Origin of the sequence: Providencia rustigianii (assembly GCF_900637755.1) — a bacterium.
Lineage (GTDB): Bacteria > Pseudomonadota > Gammaproteobacteria > Enterobacterales > Enterobacteriaceae > Providencia > Providencia rustigianii.
On sequence record NZ_LR134396.1, the window covers coordinates 2163021 to 2182835 of the forward strand.

At 43.3% G+C, this 19815-nt stretch carries 11 protein-coding genes and 1 pseudogene; all 12 read left to right on the forward strand.

The window, feature by feature from the left end; translation table 11 throughout:
* The first annotated feature begins 94 nt into the window (after nt 1–94).
* Nucleotides 95–1135: a phosphoribosylformylglycinamidine cyclo-ligase gene (gene purM / locus EL244_RS10050; RefSeq protein ID WP_126460663.1), complete on the forward strand. Its 1041-nt coding sequence runs from the start codon at nt 95–97 to the stop codon at nt 1133–1135.
* Nucleotides 1135–1773: a phosphoribosylglycinamide formyltransferase gene (gene purN / locus EL244_RS10055; RefSeq protein WP_126460666.1), complete on the forward strand. Its 639-nt coding sequence runs from the start codon at nt 1135–1137 to the stop codon at nt 1771–1773. Before purM ends, purN begins: the two co-directional genes overlap by 1 nt.
* A 270-nt stretch (nt 1774–2043) precedes the next feature.
* Complete coding sequence (gene speG / locus EL244_RS10060; RefSeq protein WP_006815350.1) at nt 2044–2589, forward strand: spermidine N1-acetyltransferase; 546 nt, start codon at nt 2044–2046, stop codon at nt 2587–2589.
* An 89-nt stretch (nt 2590–2678) separates the two neighbouring features.
* A complete protein-coding gene (gene ppk1, locus EL244_RS10065) occupies nt 2679–4748 on the forward strand; it encodes a polyphosphate kinase 1 (protein WP_006815351.1) in 2070 nt (689 codons plus the stop codon).
* A gap of 4 nt (nt 4749–4752) precedes the next feature.
* Nucleotides 4753–6285 (forward strand): exopolyphosphatase, encoded by a 1533-nt coding sequence (ppx, locus tag EL244_RS10070; RefSeq protein WP_006815352.1) that lies wholly within the window; start codon nt 4753–4755, stop codon nt 6283–6285.
* Nucleotides 6286–6641: 356 nt separating this feature from the next.
* A pseudogene (gene mgtE / locus EL244_RS10075) lies at nt 6642–7913 on the forward strand (magnesium transporter); the annotation flags it as partial.
* A 591-nt stretch (nt 7914–8504) separates the two neighbouring features.
* Nucleotides 8505–9860, forward strand: a complete 1356-nt coding sequence (locus EL244_RS10080) for an MFS transporter (protein ID WP_126460669.1) — start codon at nt 8505–8507, stop codon at nt 9858–9860.
* Between the two features lie 266 nt (nt 9861–10126).
* On the forward strand, nt 10127–11377 hold the full coding sequence (locus EL244_RS10085; RefSeq protein WP_126460671.1) for an MdtA/MuxA family multidrug efflux RND transporter periplasmic adaptor subunit: 1251 nt from the start codon (nt 10127–10129) through the stop codon (nt 11375–11377).
* Entirely contained in the window at nt 11377–14499 is a 3123-nt protein-coding gene (locus tag EL244_RS10090) for an MdtB/MuxB family multidrug efflux RND transporter permease subunit (RefSeq protein ID WP_126436916.1), read from the forward strand. Before EL244_RS10085 ends, EL244_RS10090 begins: the two co-directional genes overlap by 1 nt.
* Nucleotides 14499–17600: a multidrug efflux RND transporter permease subunit MdtC gene (gene mdtC / locus EL244_RS10095; protein WP_112836895.1), complete on the forward strand. Its 3102-nt coding sequence runs from the start codon at nt 14499–14501 to the stop codon at nt 17598–17600. The genes EL244_RS10090 and mdtC overlap by 1 nt, the downstream gene beginning before the upstream one ends.
* Nucleotides 17590–18981 carry an envelope stress sensor histidine kinase BaeS gene (gene baeS / locus EL244_RS10100; protein ID WP_126460674.1) on the forward strand — a complete coding sequence of 464 codons (1392 nt, stop codon included), beginning with the start codon at nt 17590–17592 and terminating at the stop codon, nt 18979–18981. The genes mdtC and baeS overlap by 11 nt, the downstream gene beginning before the upstream one ends.
* On the forward strand, nt 18981–19682 hold the full coding sequence (baeR, locus tag EL244_RS10105; RefSeq protein WP_006815360.1) for an envelope stress response regulator BaeR: 702 nt from the start codon (nt 18981–18983) through the stop codon (nt 19680–19682). The genes baeS and baeR overlap by 1 nt, the downstream gene beginning before the upstream one ends.
* The last annotated feature ends 133 nt before the right edge of the window (nt 19683–19815 follow it).

Below are 19815 nucleotides of genomic sequence, written 5' to 3' on the forward strand. Positions count from 1 at the left end.
CACTCAGAAAGCTATCGCAAACGTTTGCGGAGCCTGATAGAATATCTGCAAATGATGTTATTTTTTCCAAAATGCAATTGCCTTGGGGGCCGTAGTGACTGATAAAACCTCTCTCAGCTATAAAGATGCCGGTGTCGATATTGATGCGGGTAACGCATTGGTTGAACGTATCAAAGGTGTGGTGAAAGAAACTCGCCGTCCAGAAGTTATGGGAGGACTGGGGGGATTTGGCGCATTATGTTCCCTTCCGCAGAAATATCGTGAACCTGTTTTAGTTTCAGGCACTGATGGCGTAGGCACTAAATTACGTCTTGCTATGGATCTGAAACGCCATGACTCCATCGGTATCGACCTCGTCGCTATGTGTGTGAACGACTTAATCGTACAAGGTGCAGAGCCACTATTTTTCCTCGATTATTATGCTACGGGTAAATTAGATGTGGATACCGCAGCTAGCGTCATTACAGGCATAGCCGAAGGTTGTAAACAATCAGGTTGCGCATTAGTTGGCGGTGAAACCGCTGAAATGCCAGGAATGTACCACGGTGAAGATTATGATGTTGCAGGCTTCTGTGTTGGCGTTGTTGAGCGTTCTGAAATCATCGATGGTTCAAAAGTCAGCGCCGGCGATGCGTTAATTGCCTTAGGATCAAGTGGCCCACATTCTAACGGCTATTCATTAGTCCGAAAAATTTTGGAAGTGAGCAAAACCAACCCAGAAACTACCCAATTAGCAGGAAAATCTCTCGCTGATCATCTCCTTGAGCCAACCCGAATTTATGTGAAAAATGTACTGGAACTCATTGCCAAAAATGATATCCATGCCATTGCGCATATTACAGGTGGCGGTTTCTGGGAAAATATTCCTCGCGTATTACCGGATAATACCCAAGCAATTATTGATGGTAATAGTTGGCAGTGGCCTGCTGTATTTGAATGGTTACAACAGGCAGGCGATGTCACCACTCACGAAATGTATCGTACATTTAACTGCGGCGTCGGTATCATCATCGCCCTGCCACAATCAGAAGTTGAATCTGCCCTAAATTTACTGACCTCTTTAGGGGAAAATGCGTGGCAAATTGGTACTATTGGCGCATTGCCAGCCGGTGAAGAGCAGGTTGTTATTCGCTAATGAAAAACATCGTGGTATTGATTTCGGGCAGCGGCAGTAATTTACAATCAATGATTGATGCTTGCCAATGTGGTGAAATCAGCGGGCAAATCGTTGCTGTGATTAGCAACAAAAATGATGCTTACGGTTTACAGCGAGCACAAAAGGCGGGTATTCCCGCCATTTGTGTGGACTCCAAACAATTTGCCGATCGCCAAACATATGATGCCGCATTGTTAGACACCATTGAACGGTACCAACCTGATTTAGTCATTTTGGCTGGATTTATGCGCATTCTCACCCCCGAATTTGTTAAACATTTCACTGGGAAAATGCTCAATATCCACCCTTCTTTATTACCAAAATATCCGGGGCTACATACTCATCGTAGGGCCTTAGAAAATGGCGATAAAGAACACGGTACATCCGTGCATTTTGTCACGGAAGAACTCGATGGCGGTCCGATTATTATGCAAGGTCGCATACCGGTTTATTCAACAGATACCGAGGATGATTTGGTCGAACGAGTCAAACTACAAGAGCACATTATTTATCCTCAAGTGGTCGAGTGGTTTATTGCTAATCGACTAGTCATGGGGGATGGTAAAGCCTTTTTAGATGGTAAAGCGATACCAATAACAGGGTTCATTGCCGAATAGCAGCCTAGAAAATACGATTAAGGGTGGAGAAAAAATCTCCGCCCTTTTTATTTACATACGTTTATCAGAAAGAACTCATTGTTCGATATACGAAAGCGATTACGCTGTAATTAAGTGAACTAATATTCACCAATAAGAATAACACCCTGCTTTCTGTCATTATTTTATTGTAAATAAGTGGTATTCTAAATATAAGGATGGTCAATTGACTTAGTGATTGATGTTTTATCCTTAACGAGTTCTAAAATTAACAATAAACTGAGGTGTTTTATGACGACCGGGCAAGCTCATCTGTTCAGATTGCGCCCACTTGAGCGTGAAGATTTAGCATTTATCCATCAAATCGATAATAACGCCAATATCATGCGTTATTGGTTCGAAGAGCCATATGAAGCATTTGTGGAGTTAAGTGATCTTTACGATAAACATATTCATGACCAATCTGAACGACGCTTTATCGTAGAATGCGATAGTGAAAAAGTCGGTTTAGTCGAATTGGTTGAAATTGATTATGTTCACCGTCGTTCCGAATTTCAAATTATTATCGCACCGCGTTATCAAGGCAAAGGTTATGCTAGCCGAGCAGCAAAACTCGCAATGGACTACGCCTTTTCGGTGCTCAATTTATACAAGCTGTATCTGATAGTCGATAAAGAAAATATCAAAGCTATTCATATCTATAATAAGCTCGGTTTCCATACTGAAGGCGAGCTTATTGATGAGTTCTTTGTGAATGGTCGTTATCATACTGCAATCCGTATGTGCATATTTCAGCATCAATATTTTGCAATGAAGCAGCAAGCTACAAATGAGTAATATGCCACAGTCTTACGGCAAGTAAGTGACAGGTGATAATCAGTCTCTACACGCATTAACCTATATTATCAGTCGAATACGGAGCAACAATGTCCCAAGAACGCCTCTATCATGAAAAAGAGCTCAGCTGGCTCTCTTTTAACGAACGAGTTCTTCAAGAAGCCGCTGACAAGCGTAACCCTTTGATTGAACGAATGCGTTTTTTGGGCATTTATTCCAATAACTTAGACGAATTTTATAAGGTCCGTTTTGCCGATGTAAAACGCCGTATTTTAATTAATGAAGAGCGAGGCTCCGCTAGCGGGGCTCGCCATCTACTCAAGCGCATCCAATCCAAAGTCGCAAAACAAGAGCAAGAGTTCGATATTTTATATAACGACTTGCTACTAGAAATGGCGCGTAATCAGATTTTTTTAATCAATGAACGTCAAATTTCTCCACGCCAACAGATTTGGTTGCGTCAATATTTTCGACAAAACCTGCGTCAGCACATTACCCCCATTTTAATTAACCGAGATACCAACTTAGTTGAGTTCTTAAAAGACGACTACACCTATCTTGCGGTTGAAATTATTAATGGTGCCAATGTGCAATATGCACTGCTGGAGATCCCATCGGATAAGGTTCCACGTTTTGTTAATCTGCCACCAGAAATGCCAAAACGTCGAAAATCCATGATTTTGATTGATAACATATTACGTTACACCCTTGATGAAATTTTTAAAGGCTTCTTCGATTATGACAAACTCAATGCTTATTCGATGAAGATGACCCGAGATGCGGAATATGACATTGCCACCGAAATGGAGTCCAGCTTGCTGGAAATAATGTCATCCACATTAAAACAGCGCCTCACCGCAGAACCCGTACGTTTTGTGTATCAACGAGATATGCCGGACGAGATGGTCGCCCTTTTACGAGAAAAATTGGGCTTATCCAGTGATGATTCAGTTATTGCAGGTGGACGCTACCATAACTTTAAAGATTTCATTAACTTCCCAAATGAAGGGAATAAAAATCTACTGAATAAACCTTTGCCGCGTTTACGTCACCGCTGGTTTGACAATTTCCGTAACGGCTTTGACGCCATTCGTGAACGTGATGTGTTGCTGTACTACCCTTATTACACTTTTGAACACACTTTAGAATTACTTCGTCAGGCTTCTTTCGACCCTAATGTTCTGTCGATTAAAATTAATATTTATCGTGTGGCTAAAGATTCCCGCATTATTGATTCCGTGATCCACGCAGCTCACAATGGCAAAAAAGTGACCGTCGTGGTGGAGTTACAAGCTCGTTTCGATGAGGCAGCCAATATCCACTGGGCAAAACGCCTGACTGAAGCCGGTGTTCACGTTATCTTCTCTGCACCGGGACTTAAAATTCACGCCAAGCTGTTTATTATTTCCCGCATGGAAGAGGGGCAAATTGTCCGCTATGCCCATATCGGAACTGGTAACTTTAACGAAAAAACAGCGCGCTTATATACCGACTATTCACTACTGACCTGTGACGAACAAATCACTAATGAAGTTCGCCGCGTCTTTAGCTTTATTGAAAACCCATATCGCCCAGTGACCTTTGATAACTTAATGGTATCGCCACAAAATACACGGACCAAAATTACAGAGCTAATAGACCAAGAAATTGCCAATGCTAATGCTGGGCTGCCTAGTGGTATCACACTGAAAATAAACAACTTAGTTGATAGAGAATTAACCGACAAACTGTATGATGCCTCAAATGCGGGTGTGAAAATTCGCTTATTAGTCCGAGGAATGTGCTCATTAGTTGCAGGGCAACAAGGCTATAGCGAAAATATTCACGTGACGAGTGTGGTCGATCGTTTCCTTGAACACGATCGCGTCTACGTATTCACCAATGCGGGTGATGAAAAAGTCTTTATCTCCTCCGCCGATTGGATGACTCGCAATATTGACTATCGCATTGAGGTCGCGGTTCGTTTGGTTGACCCGCGCTTGAAACAACTCGTTTTAGATATCCTCGAACTGCAATTTAGCGATACCGTCAAAGCACGTTTTGTTGATAAAGAACTGAGTAATAATTATGTCCCTCGCGGCAATAAGCGCAAAATACGCGCTCAATTAGCTGTTTATGAATTTTTAAAAGCGCTTGAAATGCCAGAAACCCGAGTTTGATATTATGCCAATAACCTCTTCATCTACCCCAAGACCGCAAGAAATTGCTGCGATTGACTTGGGTTCAAATAGTTTTCATATGGTCATTGCGCGTATCGTCAATGGGGCATTACAAGTACTTACCCGTTTAAAAAAACGGGTGCATCTTGCGGATGGTCTCAGTGATACCAATGAATTAAGCGAAGAAGCCATGGAACGAGGGCTATCTTGTCTTGCTCTGTTTGCTGAGCGCTTACAGGGTTTTACCCCTGAAAACGTCTGTATTGTAGGCACCCACTCGTTACGGGTTGCGACAAACGTCGAAGAATTTTTACGTCGTGCTAAAGCCATCATCCCCTATCCAATCGAGATTATTTCAGGTCAAGAAGAAGCCCGTTTAATTTTCATGGGTGTCGAACATACCCAACCAGAAAAAGGTCGCAAACTGGTTATTGATATTGGTGGCGGGTCCACCGAATTAGTGATTGGTGAAAAATTTGAACCATTGCTGATTGAAAGCCGTCGAATGGGGTGTGTCAGTTTTGCACGCAACTATTTTCCTAACGAAATCATTTCACCTGAAAATTTTAATCGCGCTTATCTTGCAGCTTGTTTAAAATTAGAAAGCACGGCTATTCAATTTAAAAAACAGCCGTGGGATGTGGCAATGGGGGCATCAGGAACCATCAAGGCAGCCCATGCCGTGATCGTTGAAATGGGTGACAGAGACGGCCTCATTACGCGAGAACGTTTGGAAGCAATTAAGCAATTAACGCTAAAATATAAGACCTTTAAATCGTTGGATCTTCCAGGATTATCTGCGGAACGCAAGTATGTATTTGCACCGGGGTTAGCAATCCTAATCGCCGTTTTTGATTCCTTAGAAATTAAAGAGCTACGGCTTTCTGATGGCGCCTTACGTGAAGGGGTATTATATGAAATGGAAGGCCGTTTCCGTCATCAAGATATTCGCCAACGTACAGCGTTAAGTCTTGCTGAACACTATAATATCGACCGTGAACAAGCCAAGCGGGTTCTAAAAACCATGGAGGAACTCTATTATCAATGGAGCCAACAGAACCCTAAGCAGGCCAATCCACAATTAGAATCTATTTTAATTTGGGCGGTCATGCTTCACGAAGTGGGATTAAGTATTAATCACAGCGGTATGCACCGTCACTCCGCTTATATCCTGCAAAATACTAATTTACCCGGATTTAGCCAAGAGCAACAGTTACTACTGGCTACCTTGGTACGAAATCATCGTCGTGGGATTAAATACGATGAGATACCAAAGTTTAACCTGTTTAAACGTAAACAATTTATGCCGTTGATTCAAATTTTGCGCTTATCCGTACTTTTAAATAACCAGCGCCAATCAACGACAACACCAACGTCATTACGAATTGAAACAGACGAAGGTCATTGGACTCTCTTTTTACCTGCTCAATATCTCGCGCAGAATGCATTAATGCTGCTCGACCTTGAGAAAGAGAGTTCCTATTGGGAAGATGTTCCGGGCTGGAAATTAAGCATTTGCGCGGAAAATATGCAGTAGTATGAAACATGATTATTTGCGGTCAGTATCGCTTTGAGCTTCCTATTTGGAATATGAACAGATTTGATATTTCTGAGGGATCAGCGACAATACTGGGAAGAAGTTTCGTCCGCTCGCAGACGAATTAATTAAAAGCGCCATACGCGCCGAATGCTTTAAGGATTAAAATGTCACAAACTGCTTTTTCAACTGATGCGGCAACTACGGTCAATCCGCACTCACAGAAGTTGGCGTATATCCGCCAGCAAATCCTGACGCTTTTTATGGACGACGAGGAATTCGTCCATGCTCTCGTTGAAAATGATCAACACGTCGGTATTGATGACAAAGCATTTCGTGAAAAAATCAATGCTGTAAAAGAGTTATTAGTCGACCTCCACACCGCCGATATCGCGGATATACTTGAGATGCTCCCCTATGATGAACGTCTCGCATTATGGCGACTGATTGACAATAACGAACGCGGTGAAGTACTCGTTGAAGCATCTGTTTCTGTCTGGGATAGCCTGATTAAAGATATGTCTGACCGAGAATTGCTGCGCGCTGTCGCTGGGCTGCACGTTGATGAACAAGCCTACATCGCTGAGCACTTACCTCGCGATACAATGCGCCGATTACTCACCTATTTAGATCCCAGCTTAAGAAGTCGTATCCGCGAAGTCTTACAGTACGCAAAAGATAGCGTCGGTCAAATGATGGACTTTGAGTTCGTGACTGTGCGTTCTAATGTGACCCTGAAAACCGTTCAACGCTATCTACGCCAACGCGGGAAGATCCCTGAAGCGACAGATAAGATCTTTGTGGTTGATAAATACAACAACCTACAAGGTGAATTACCGCTAACCACCATCTTAACCCAAGCTCCCGAAAAAATTGTCGCAGATGTTATGAAAACGGACACGGTCACCTTCTTACCTGATGAAAAAGGTGAAGATGCGGCAAGTGCGTTCGAACGTTATGACTTAATTTCTGCCGCTGTCGTCGATAACAATGGTTTATTGATGGGGCGTTTAACCGTTGAAGATATCGTTGATAATATCAGCGAAGAAAATGATAACAGCATCCGTCGTATGGGGGGGTTAAGCCCTGAAGAAGACGTATTTGCTCCTGTTGGACAGGCAGTGAAAACTCGTTGGACTTGGTTGGCACTTAACCTATGTACCGCATTTGTCGCTTCCCGTGTTATCGGTGTGTTTGAAGATACCATTTCCCAATTAGTCGCCTTAGCGACTCTAATGCCAATTGTTGCAGGTATCGGCGGGAATACCGGTAACCAAACCATTACGATGATTGTACGCGCTCTTGCCCTGCACCAAATCCAAAATGGAAGCTTCTCCTTCCTCTTATTTAGAGAGCTAGGTGTCGCCTTCATTAACGGCGTCGTCTGGGGGGGGATTATGGGGGTTGTTACCTATTTACTCTATGGGGACATCGCCATGGGTGCCGTAATGACTTTAGCCATGATACTGAACTTGCTGATGGCTGCTATTATGGGTGTTTTAATCCCATTATTAATGATCAAACTGGGTAAAGATCCCGCTATCGGCTCTAGCGTTATGATTACAGCAATCACGGATACTGGTGGTTTCTTTATTTTCCTTGGCTTAGCTACCCTATTCTTAGTTTAATTTCTATCATCTGCATACTTAGCACGCTGTTAAGTATGCAGATTTATAAAACCCCGCTATTTATAAATAAACCTCCGAAACATTCCAAAGCAGATAGCGTAAACAGTTCAAATATACGAGTATTATTTATTTAAATAGCCGTATTTACTGTTTATTTTAATTTACCCTTAGAAAATGCCCGTACTATTTTTTATTTTTCATCTATTTAATTATCGTCAAAATTAACTATTTCTTTTGAATTCACACCATATTTAGGCCATCTAAATATAGGATCTTCTGCAAAAGCTTTATTATTAACATCATATCATGGCATTCAACCATCAATTAGCGACTAAATCCAACTAAAGATAACTTATAGGAATATTATGCTTGTTTTAAAGGTGACAGTTTACAGAATATGAAACTTTCTGCTATAAATGAGGCAGCATTAAAGATACAGAGTGTTAACAAGGTTTATTCCTCCCATGTTTTATCTCTCATATTCTTTTCAAATTAATATTAACAACTGCATTATTTAAAGTACCTATTATTAATATTAAAAAAACTATCGCGCTAATAATTAAACGCTGTGTATTTTAGAAGGACAGTATTATGACATCGCAAACAACCAGTCAGCCCGCAGCCAGACCATTGGGTAAAGAAGATTATAAAACTTTGGGCTTATCCTCTTTGGGTGGCACGTTAGAATTTTATGATTTCGTGATTTTCGTCTTTTACGCGAAAATTATTTCCCAGCTATTCTTCCCAGGAAATAATGAATTTCTCGCATTAATGGCAACGCTAGGTTTGTTTGCTGCGGGTTACCTCGCACGCCCTCTAGGCGGAATTATTATGGCGCACTTTGGGGATAAAATTGGTCGTAAAAAGATGTTTACTTTAAGTATCTTTTTAATGGCATTTCCTACCCTGATCATCGGTTTCTTACCAACTTTTGAAACCATTGGTGCAGCAGCGCCACTGTTATTACTGTTGATGCGGATCATGCAAGGTGCGGCTATTGGTGGTGAAATGCCGGGAGCATGGGTATTTATTGCTGAACATACACCAAAACAACGTTATGGCTTAGGAATTGGCACATTAACTTCCGGTATTACTGGTGGAATTTTATTAGGCTCCATCATCGCTATCTTAATTGAGCGATCATATACCACTCAAGAAGTTCACGATTTTGCTTGGCGTATTCCGTTTATTTTAGGCGGGATCTTTGGCTTTATCTCTGTTTATCTGCGTCGCTTCTTACAAGAAACACCTATTTTCAAAGAAATGGCAGCCAAGAAAGCTTTAACCAAAGAATTACCGGTGAAGACCGTTATTAAGTCCCATAAACAAGCCTGCATGATCACTGCGGCCCTGACTTGGTCACTGTCTACCGCCATTGTTGTCACGATTTTGATGACGCCCGATGTAGTATTAAAAGGGATTTATGGCATTGACCGTAATATCGCATTACAAGCTAACTGTGCGGCAACATTAACACTGACTTTAGGTTGTATTTTCTGGGGTTGGTTAGGCGATAAAATGGGTACTCGTGCATCCATGACATTGTCATGGGGCGGATTAGCCGTCACTGCACTTTATTTCTACTCAAGTTTGTCAGCGGATATCTCAGCTAACACTCTGACGTTCAATTATGGGTTAATGGGCTTCTTTGTTGGCGCAATTGCAACCACCCCAATAGTCAGTACCCGAGCATTCCCACCAGAAATTCGCTTTTCAGGTCTATCATTCGCCTATAACTTAGCCTATGCCGTATTCGGTGGCTTAACACCAATATTGACGGGTGCTTGGTTACAGCAATCCCATATGGGCCCTGCCTACTATGTGGCTGGAGTCTCTTTATTAGCCGTTGCAGTGGCATTTATCCCGCTATCTTGGAAAGGTTGGACTGGCACATCTGAGCAAGCCTCAAATAATGCTGCCGCTCTGAAAACCAGCACAATTCAATAGTCATAATCAGCAACACACTGCTTATTTAAAACCTGTGGTCCCAAAACCACAGGTTTTTTATACTAAAATTGACAATACCTGACCTAAACCCAAAGATATCTTGCAATTTTTCATATTTCCTCCATTTTCTTTTGTTCCCCTCCAGCTAAACTATTAAGATACGCAACTGATTAATTTTTAATATATACCTAATTATATTCAGTTAATTTTTTGGTTTAATTTCTAACTGATATTTACTCAACTTTGAGTTAAGCGAATTGTCCACAATGACTAAACAAAAACGCCATAAAACATTGACTCGCTCAGCTATTCTTGTCGCTTTAATCGCAGCCGCAGGAGCAACTTGGTATGTCTACCATAAAAATAATCAAAGCGATGCACCAACCGCTAACACAACAACCAATAGCTCACAGCCGAGAAATTCAAATGGACGTCCACCTCGAACTTTAGCGCCAGTTCAATTTGCAACGGCACAGAAAAAAATCGTTCCTCGCTATCTTTCAGGTTTAGGTACGGTACAAGCCGCCAATGTGGTCACGGTAACAAGCCGAGTTGAAGGGCAATTGATGGGGATTTTCTTTACCGAGGGTCAATATGTCAATGCGGGTGACTTACTGGCACAAATCGACCCTCGCCCATTTGAGGTTCAGCTTGCCCAAGCAGAAGGTCAACTCGCCAAAGATAAAGCAACTCTCGCTAATGCGAGTTTAGATTTAGCTCGTTACCAGAAATTAGCGGGTACAAAAGTCATTTCACAGCAAGAATTAGACAATCAACGAGCAACCGTTCTACAAGCAGAAGGTAGTATTAAAGTCGACCAAGCGACGGTGGATAATGCCAAACTGCAATTAACCTACAGTAAAATTACCGCCCCAATTTCTGGGCGTGTTGGTCTAAAACAGGTGGATGTTGGTAACTTTATCTCTTCGGGCACCTCAACACCAATTGTCGTGATCACCCAAACTCAACCCGCCGATGTCTTATTCGCATTACCTGAAGGAGATATTCCAGCAATTCAACAGGCTCAAGCGTCCGGTAATAACGTACTCATAGAAGCTTGGGATCGCAATAATATCGCCATGATTGCCCAAGGAAAATTACTCAGTACCGATAACCAAATTGACCCAGCAACAGGCACGTTAAAAATTAAAGCGCGTTTTACTAACGAAGACCAAAAACTATTTCCAAACCAATTTGTGAATGTGAAGATGCAAGTGGAAACCCTGCAAGATGCAGTAGTGATCCCAACAGCAGCTCTACAAATGGGTAATGAAGGACATTATGTCTGGGTACTCAGTGACGATAATCGTGTTTCTAAGCATCTCGTTACCGTCGGAATGCAAGATAGTCAGCAAGTTGTTATCGAAAGTGGTCTAAATACAGACACTAAAGTGATCACCGATGGCGTGGATAAACTGACCGATGGAGCCCAAGTTGAAGTAGTTTCTAACTCTCCAACGACTAAAAATGCACCATCTGACAGCAAAAAAACGCGTAATAGCGCGGAGAAAGCGTAATGCAGCCGGAAAAATTCAAAGGCGGAGGTCCTTCCCGTCTGTTTATTTTACGTCCCGTAGCAACCACGCTATTTATGGTCGCCATTTTATTGGCAGGGATCATCGGCTACCGTTTTTTACCTGTTTCCGCCTTACCTGAAGTTGATTACCCAACCATTCAGGTCGTCACTTTGTACCCGGGAGCAAGTCCTGATGTGATGACCTCGGCTATCACGGCGCCATTGGAAACCCAATTTGGTCAAATGTCTGGATTAAAACAGATGTCATCGCGCAGTTCTGGCGGTGCATCCGTGATCACGTTAATGTTCCAGCTCACATTGCCATTGGATGTTGCAGAACAAGAGGTGCAGGCAGCAATCAACTCCGCCACCAGCTTACTGCCTTCTGATTTACCTTATCCCCCTATTTATAATAAGGTCAATCCCGCAGATCCGCCGGTTCTCACTTTAGCGGTCACATCGAATGCGATGCCGTTAACCCAAGTACAAGATATTATTGAAACTCGGGTTGCCCAAAAAATTTCCCAAGTGAATGGTGTTGGGTTAGTCACTCTTGCGGGCGGTCAACGGCCTGCTGTGCGTGTAAACCTCAATCCACAAGCGATGGCCGCTAAAGGATTAGACAGCGAAACAATTCGTAGTGCTATTAATAATGCGAACGTAAATTCCGCAAAAGGCAGCTTTGATGGGCCAACTCGCTCGGTTACGCTCTCTGCCAACGATCAAATGAAATCCCTCGAAGATTACCGGAAGCTGATTGTGGCTTTCAAGGACGGTGCTCCTGTTCGTCTAGGGGATATTGCCAACATTGAGCAAGGTGCTGAAAATGCCTATTTAGGCGCATGGGCAAATAGCCAGCAGGCCATTGTCATTAATGTGCAACGTCAACCGGGTGCCAATGTTATCGACACCACCGATACTATTCGTGCCTTACTTCCTGAATTAATTGAAAGCTTACCTGCTTCAGTCGATGTTGAAATTTTGACCGACAGAACGAGCACTATTCGAGCTTCTGTCAATGATGTGCAATTTGAATTAGTGTTAGCCATCGCTCTTGTGGTAATGGTGATTTACCTATTCCTTCGCAACGGCATTGCTACATTAATTCCCGGCATTGCCGTACCGCTATCTTTAGTCGGTACATTTGCTGTTATGTATTTTTGTGGGTTTTCGGTCAATAACCTGACGTTAATGGCACTCACTATTGCCACCGGATTTGTGGTGGATGATGCTATTGTAGTGATTGAAAATATTTCCCGTTACCTCGAACAAGGTGATAAGCCCATGGTCGCTGCGCTCAAAGGCGCTGGCGAAATTGGCTTTACGATTATCTCCCTAACCTTCTCCCTCGTTGCCGTACTAATTCCATTACTATTTATGGGGGATATTGTCGGGCGACTCTTTAGGGAATTTGCTATCACTTTAGCGGTGGCTATTTTAATTTCGGCCGTGGTTTCGTTGACTCTCACGCCAATGATGTGCGCTCGTTTATTAAAGCCAGAATCTCAGCATAAACATAACCGCTTTGAAATTGCCTGTGAACGCTTCTTTGAATGGATGATTGCCGGTTATGCCATCTGGTTAAAACGTATTCTGAATCATCAATGGCTCACGTTATGTGTCGCATTGGGTACTTTGGTATTGACCGTTTTACTGTATATGTGGATACCTAAAGGCTTTTTCCCTCTGCAAGACAGTGGCATTATTCAAGGTACTATCGAAAGCCGTCAATCTATCTCGTTCGCAGCAATGTCACAAAAACAGCAGCAAGTGGCGGGAATTATTTTGGCAGATCCTGCGGTAGAAAACGTCACCACGTATGTCGGTATCGATGGCAGTAATGCAACACTGAATAATGCGCGTATCCAGATTACGCTAAAACCTCTTGATGAGCGTGACGACCGAGTTCCAACAATTATTCCTCGCTTACAACAAGCTGCGGATAGCGTTGCAGGCGTAAATCTCTATTTGCAAGCTTCCCAAGATTTAACTATTGATACTCAGGTTTCACGAACGCCATATCAATTCACATTGCAGGCAACCACGCTCGATGAATTAAGTATTTGGGTGCCCAAATTACTGACTGCGTTACAACAACAACCGGAACTCACCGATGTCAGTAGCGATTGGCAAGACAAAGGGCTGGTGGCTTATGTGAATGTCGATAGAGACACCGCGAGCCGCTTTGGTATTACCATGTCGAGCATCAATAACGCCTTATACAATGCTTTTGGGCAACGAATGGTCTCTACAATTTATACCCAAGCCAACCAATATCGCGTGATTTTAGAGCACGATACTCAGACCCGAGAAGGTATCGAGGCGCTGAACGATATTCGCTTACAAGGCACTGATGGGGCGATTGTGCCACTTAGTACTCTAGTGAACATCCAAGAGGGTTACGGGCCACTGTCTATTAATCATTTAGATCAGTTCCCAGCGGTCACTTTCTCTTTCGATGTCGCGGACAACTCTTCCCTTGAGGCGGCTGTCAATGCTGTTAAACAGGCTGAGAAGCAAATTACCATGCCGAAATCCATAACGACCCAATTCCAAGGATCAACACTGGCTTTTGAGTCTGCGCTGAGTAGTACGGTCTGGCTGATTTTTGCTGCGATTGTTGCCATGTATATTGTATTAGGCATTTTGTACGAAAGCTTTATTCATCCGATTACCATTCTCTCAACACTCCCTACTGCGGGTGTCGGTGCGCTACTCGCCTTAATTATGGCAGGTAATGAACTGGATGTGATTGCGATTATTGGGATTATCTTATTGATTGGTATCGTGAAAAAGAACGCTATCATGATGATCGATTTCGCACTCGCCGCAGAGCGTGAGCAAGGTATGTCTCCATATGACGCTATCTATCAAGCATGCTTATTACGTTTCCGTCCTATTTTAATGACAACTATGGCGGCATTATTGGGCGCACTCCCATTAATGCTCAGTACGGGTGTTGGTGCTGAATTACGCCAACCATTAGGTGTTTGTATGGTGGGTGGCTTGATTATGAGTCAGATCCTCACACTGTTTACGACTCCCGTTATCTATCTGATGTTCGACCGCTTATCCCGTCGTATAAGCCGCCATCATCGAGCTGATAAGATTCAGGAGTCGTAATGAAACGCCTGTTTGCTTTATTTATCAGTCGACCCGTGGCAACCACACTTATTAGTGTGGCGATCACGCTGTGCGGTGCATTAAGCTTTTTGTACCTCCCTGTGGCCCCATTGCCACAGGTTGATTACCCTGTGATAAGAGTGACAGCGTCACTTCCTGGTGCATCGCCGGAAACGATGGCATCCTCTATTGCCACGCCACTGGAGCGCTCACTTGGCAGTATTGCTGGATTAAATGAAATGACCTCCAGCAGCTCGTTGGGGCGTACAACAATCACGCTTGAATTTGACCTCAGTAAAGATATCAATAATGCTGCACGAGAAGTTCAAGCTGCGCTCAATGCAGCACAAAACTTGTTACCCAGCGGTATGCCAAGCCGACCTCGTTACTACAAATCGAACCCATCCGATGCCCCGATCATGATTTTGACATTAACCTCAAAAACCATGAATACCGGAGAAATTTATGACATCGCCTCGACCCGTTTAGCTCAGCGTATTGCTCAAATTGAAGGGGTTAGTGAGGTTTCTGTAGGCGGTGGCTCACTGCCCGCTGTACGGGTAGAACTCAACCCAACCGCCCTATTTAATCAAGGGGTTTCCCTTGACACTGTGCGCTCAGCCATTAGTAGCGCCAACGTTCGTCAACCCCAAGGCTATATTAATGACGATGAAAATCGTTATCAGGTAAAAACCAATGACGAGCTAAAAAAAGCCGCTGATTATCGCCCAATTATTGTTCACTATAATAATGGGAATGCAGTGAAACTCAGCGATGTGGCCGTCGTTAAAGATTCAGTACAGGATGTTCGTGCTGCGGGCATGTCCAGCGGTGAACCCGCTATTTTGATCATTATTCGTCGCGAGGCTGGAGCAAATATCATCGAAACGGTAAAACGTATTCGAGAAGAGCTTCCTGAACTGACAGAGTTAATTCCCGCTGCAATTGATTTACAAGTTGCTCAGGATAGAACTCCCACTATCAAAGCCTCCTTAGTGGAAGTGGAACGTGCGCTATTGATCGCCGTTGCTTTGGTCATTTTGGTGGTTTTACTCTTTTTACGTTCAGGACGAGCCACTCTAATTCCAGCCATTGCGGTTCCGGTATCGCTAATTGGTACATTTACCGCCATGTATTTGTGTGGGTTTAGCCTCAATAACTTATCATTGATGGCGCTTACCGTGGCTACTGGTTTTGTGGTGGATGATGCTATCGTGGTGCTCGAAAATATTTCGCGCCATATTGAAAATGGTAAAAAACCCTTTATCGCTGCCGTCAAAGGAGTCTCTGAAGTCGGTTTCACCGTTGTTTCCATGAGTATCTCTCTCGTGGCAGTATTCATTCCGCTGCTGTTAATGGACGGACTAGTGGGTCGTTTATTCCGAGAATTTGCGATTACCTTAGCCACTGCTATTGGTATTTCCTTAATAATTTCTCTGACCTTAACACCCATGATGTGTGCCCACCTTTTGAAAAAACGCGCCACCGATATTCATGCGAAGCATCGTGGTTTCGGTCGACTTTTAATTCGCTTGCAGGAAAGTTACGGCGTCACGTTAAATTGGGTACTTTCCCATCGCCGTAGTGTACTTGCTGTATTGTTCGCCGCTATTGGGCTGAATGTTTACCTGTATATTTCTATTCCAAAAGCCTTCTTCCCAGAACAAGACACAGGGCGTTTATTAGGATTTGTACGTGCAGACCAAAGCATTTCATTCCAGTCCATGAAGCAAAAAATGACCCGCTTTATGCAGGAAGTAAAAGCGGATCCTGCCGTAGAGAGTGTCACTGGGTTTACAGGTGGAAGTCGCGTCAATAGTGGCTCAATGTTTATTTCATTAAAACCCCTCGATGAGCGTCAAGAAAGTGCTAATAGTGTTATTAACCGTCTACGGATAAAACTCGCCAAAGAACCCGGTGCCAACTTATTTATGATGCCGGTGCAAGATATTCGAGTGGGTGGACGCCAATCTGAAGCCAGCTATCAATTCACGCTGCTCGCTGATGAACTTGATGCTTTACGGGCTTGGGAACCGGCTATTCGCCGTGCGCTTGGTGAATTACCTCAAATCACCGATGTGAACTCGGATAAAGAAGATAAAGGGGCTGAAATGGCCCTGACCTATGACCGTGATTTGATGGCTCAGTTGGGTATTGATGTTCGAGATGCCAATAACCTGCTTAATAATGCCTTTGGGCAACGCCAAATTTCCACTATCTATGAAGCAATGAATCAGTACAAAGTCGTAATGGAAGTGGCGCCAGAATATACGCAGGATGTCAGCGCATTGGATAAGATGTTTGTAGTCAACAAGCAAGGCGACGCGATTCCACTCTCTTATTTTGCTCGTTGGCAACCGTCGAATGCACCGCTGAGTGTTAACCATCAAGGTTTATCCGCATCATCAACCATTTCGTTTAACGTTACAGAGGGATATACCCTTAATGATGCAATGGTCGAAATTGAGAAAACCATGACGGCTCTCGGCGTTCCTTCTACCGTACGTGGTACCTTTGCTGGTACGGCACAAGTCTTCCAAGATACTCTAAAATCTCAGCTATTTTTAATTTTAGCCGCGATTGTGACGGTCTATTTGGTTCTGGGGATATTGTATGAAAGTTATATTCATCCACTGACCATTTTGTCTACACTGCCTTCTGCTGGCGTTGGGGCGTTACTTGCTTTAGAGCTTTTCAATACCCCATTTAGCTTGATTGCACTCATTGGCATCATGCTATTAATCGGGATCGTAATGAAAAATGCCATTATTATGGTGGATTTTGCCTTGCAGGCTCAACGTAGCGGTCAGATCTCTGCCCGGGAAGCTATTTTACGTGCCAGTTTACTACGTTTTCGACCTATTTTAATGACGACGCTCGCTGCTATTTTTGGCGCCTTGCCCCTGATGTTAGGCAGTGGAGATGGTGCTGAGCTTAGACAGCCTTTGGGGATTGCCATCGTTGGTGGTTTGGTCATGAGCCAATTGCTCACATTATTTACCACCCCAGTGGTGTATCTCAGTTTTGATAGCCTCAGACAGCGCTTTTCTCGTAAGAAAATATCGACGTCCCTGACTCAGGATAATCGCCATGAAACTTAAATTAACGCGTCTTAGTACTCGATTATTTCTAGCGATTTTTGCCACCTGCTTGCTGTTGGTCATCATGATGCATCAAGGTGTGCGTATGGGTTTTCAGCATGGCTTTATCGATTACATTAAAGAAAATGACCAACAACGAGCTGAATTACTCTCCACTGCACTTGCAGAGCAATATGAAGAATTTGGTAATTGGCGATTCTTATTAGATAACGAAAGAATATTTTTTCGCATCTTACGTAATGTCGATATGCAGCAACAAAAACGTCCACCCCATGGGCATAATCGGGGAAGAGGAATTTTCTGGGTCTATGACGCTCAAGATAGACTGATCTTTGGTCGAGATGTGCCATTACCTAATAACATTATTAAAGAGCCCGTTGTCACGGCTAATAATGAAACGGTTGGCTGGGTTATTGCTGCTTATGACGATGGCATTAGTAGCCAACTGGATAAACAGTTTGATAAACAGCAAATGATCACCAGCTTGATGATTGCCGGGTTATCTCTGTTTGTCGCCTTAATTGTGACACTACTGCTAGCTCGCGGCTTTTTAAAACCTATCAAGCGGTTACTTGAAGGTACCAACCAATTAGCCAAAGGAGATTTTGCAACCCGCGTACCAGAAGTCGGTCAAGACGAGTTAGGGCAACTCGCAAGGGATTTTAATCATCTCGCATCTACCCTTGAAAAAAATGAACAAATGCGCCGTGATTATATGGCAGACATTTCCCATGAACTACGCACGCCATTATCCGTCTTACGTGGCGAATTAGAAGCAGTGCAGGATGGCGTTCGCCAAGCTACTCCTGAAACCATCAATTCATTACTTAATGAAACCCATACGCTGATTAAATTAGTTAACGACCTTCACCAGCTATCCTTATCTGATCGTGGCTCTTTGGTTTATCGTATGCAATCGGTAGATATTGTCCCTATTATTGAGATGACGCTTGGGCAAGCTAAGCGTCGCCTTGAAGACCGACAATTACACCTAGATACTCAATTTCTCTCCCATAGTTCCGTGTTTGCTGATCCTGACCGTATTGGGCAGTTATTCTATAATCTGATGGAAAATAGCCTACGCTATACTGACCCAAACGGTAAAATTGTGGTCAGAGTAACAGAACAACAGCAACAATTACTGATTCAATGGGAAGATAGTGCTCCCGGGTTAGATGTAGAACATTGCCAACGCCTATTTGAACGTTTTTATCGTGCTGAAGTCTCAAGAAACCGTGCCAGTGGGGGCTCCGGTTTAGGATTAGCAATTTGCTATAATATTGTGGAAGCGCACAATGGAAACATAAGCGCAGCCCCTTCCCCATTAGGTGGTGTACGAATTACAATCCAACTTCCGATATCTCATCAGGAGAATGCATAGTGGTAACCGCAGAATCAACCAGTTCGCATATTCTTATTGTCGAAGATGAGCCTAAATTAGGGCAACTTCTGTTTGATTATCTTCAAGCTGCGGGTTATGTCCCCGCATTGCTAATGCGTGGAGATGAGGTTATCCCTTATGTACAAAAACATTTTCCTGATCTGATTTTATTAGATTTGATGCTACCAGGAATGGATGGAATTTCCGTCTGCCGTGAGCTGCGTAAATTTAGCGATGTTCCGGTAATTATGGTGACCGCTAAAACAGAAGAGATCGACCGTTTATTAGGGTTAGAAATTGGTGCCGATGATTATGTCTGCAAGCCATTTAGTCCTCGTGAAGTGGTCGCTAGAGTAAAAACTATTTTACGCCGTTGTCAGAATACCCACACCCATAGTTTAGAGCAGCAACAGAAACAATTGGTTATCGATGAAAATGCGTTCCAAGTTCGTTATGGCGACAAACTATTAGAACTCACACCCGCCGAGTTTCGTCTATTGAAATTCCTATCTGATAATGCCGGCACAGTTTTTTCTCGAGACCAGCTTCTTGATATCCTCTATGACGATCACCGCATCGTGACAGACCGAACCATCGATAGTCACGTCAAAAATTTACGTCGAAAATTGGAATTTTTAGACCCAGAAAAAACGTTTATCCGCTCAATCTATGGCTTAGGCTATCGCTGGGATGAGTGTTAAACATTTAGTCTAAATGCCGTAACAAAATTATAACCATGTTTTTTACAAGGGAAATTTGGCATTCCCGCCATTTAGCGTTAAAATCCCCACCCTCGAATTTTTAAGCTAAGCCATCCGGCTTAGTGCTGACCTG

Bases quoted from the DNA above. Each gene is read 5' to 3' on its own strand.
- purN (WP_126460666.1), top strand. From the start codon at position 1,135: ATGAAAAACATCGTGGTATTGATTTCGGGCAGCGGCAGTAATTTACAA.
- speG (WP_006815350.1), top strand. From the start codon at position 2,044: ATGACGACCGGGCAAGCTCATCTGTTCAGATTGCGCCCACTTGAGCGT.
- ppk1 (WP_006815351.1), top strand. From the start codon at position 2,679: ATGTCCCAAGAACGCCTCTATCATGAAAAAGAGCTCAGCTGGCTCTCT.
- ppx (WP_006815352.1), top strand. From the start codon at position 4,753: ATGCCAATAACCTCTTCATCTACCCCAAGACCGCAAGAAATTGCTGCG.
- EL244_RS10080 (WP_126460669.1), top strand. From the start codon at position 8,505: ATGACATCGCAAACAACCAGTCAGCCCGCAGCCAGACCATTGGGTAAA.
- EL244_RS10085 (WP_126460671.1), top strand. From the start codon at position 10,127: ATGACTAAACAAAAACGCCATAAAACATTGACTCGCTCAGCTATTCTT.
- EL244_RS10090 (WP_126436916.1), top strand. From the start codon at position 11,377: ATGCAGCCGGAAAAATTCAAAGGCGGAGGTCCTTCCCGTCTGTTTATT.
- mdtC (WP_112836895.1), top strand. From the start codon at position 14,499: ATGAAACGCCTGTTTGCTTTATTTATCAGTCGACCCGTGGCAACCACA.
- baeS (WP_126460674.1), top strand. From the start codon at position 17,590: ATGAAACTTAAATTAACGCGTCTTAGTACTCGATTATTTCTAGCGATT.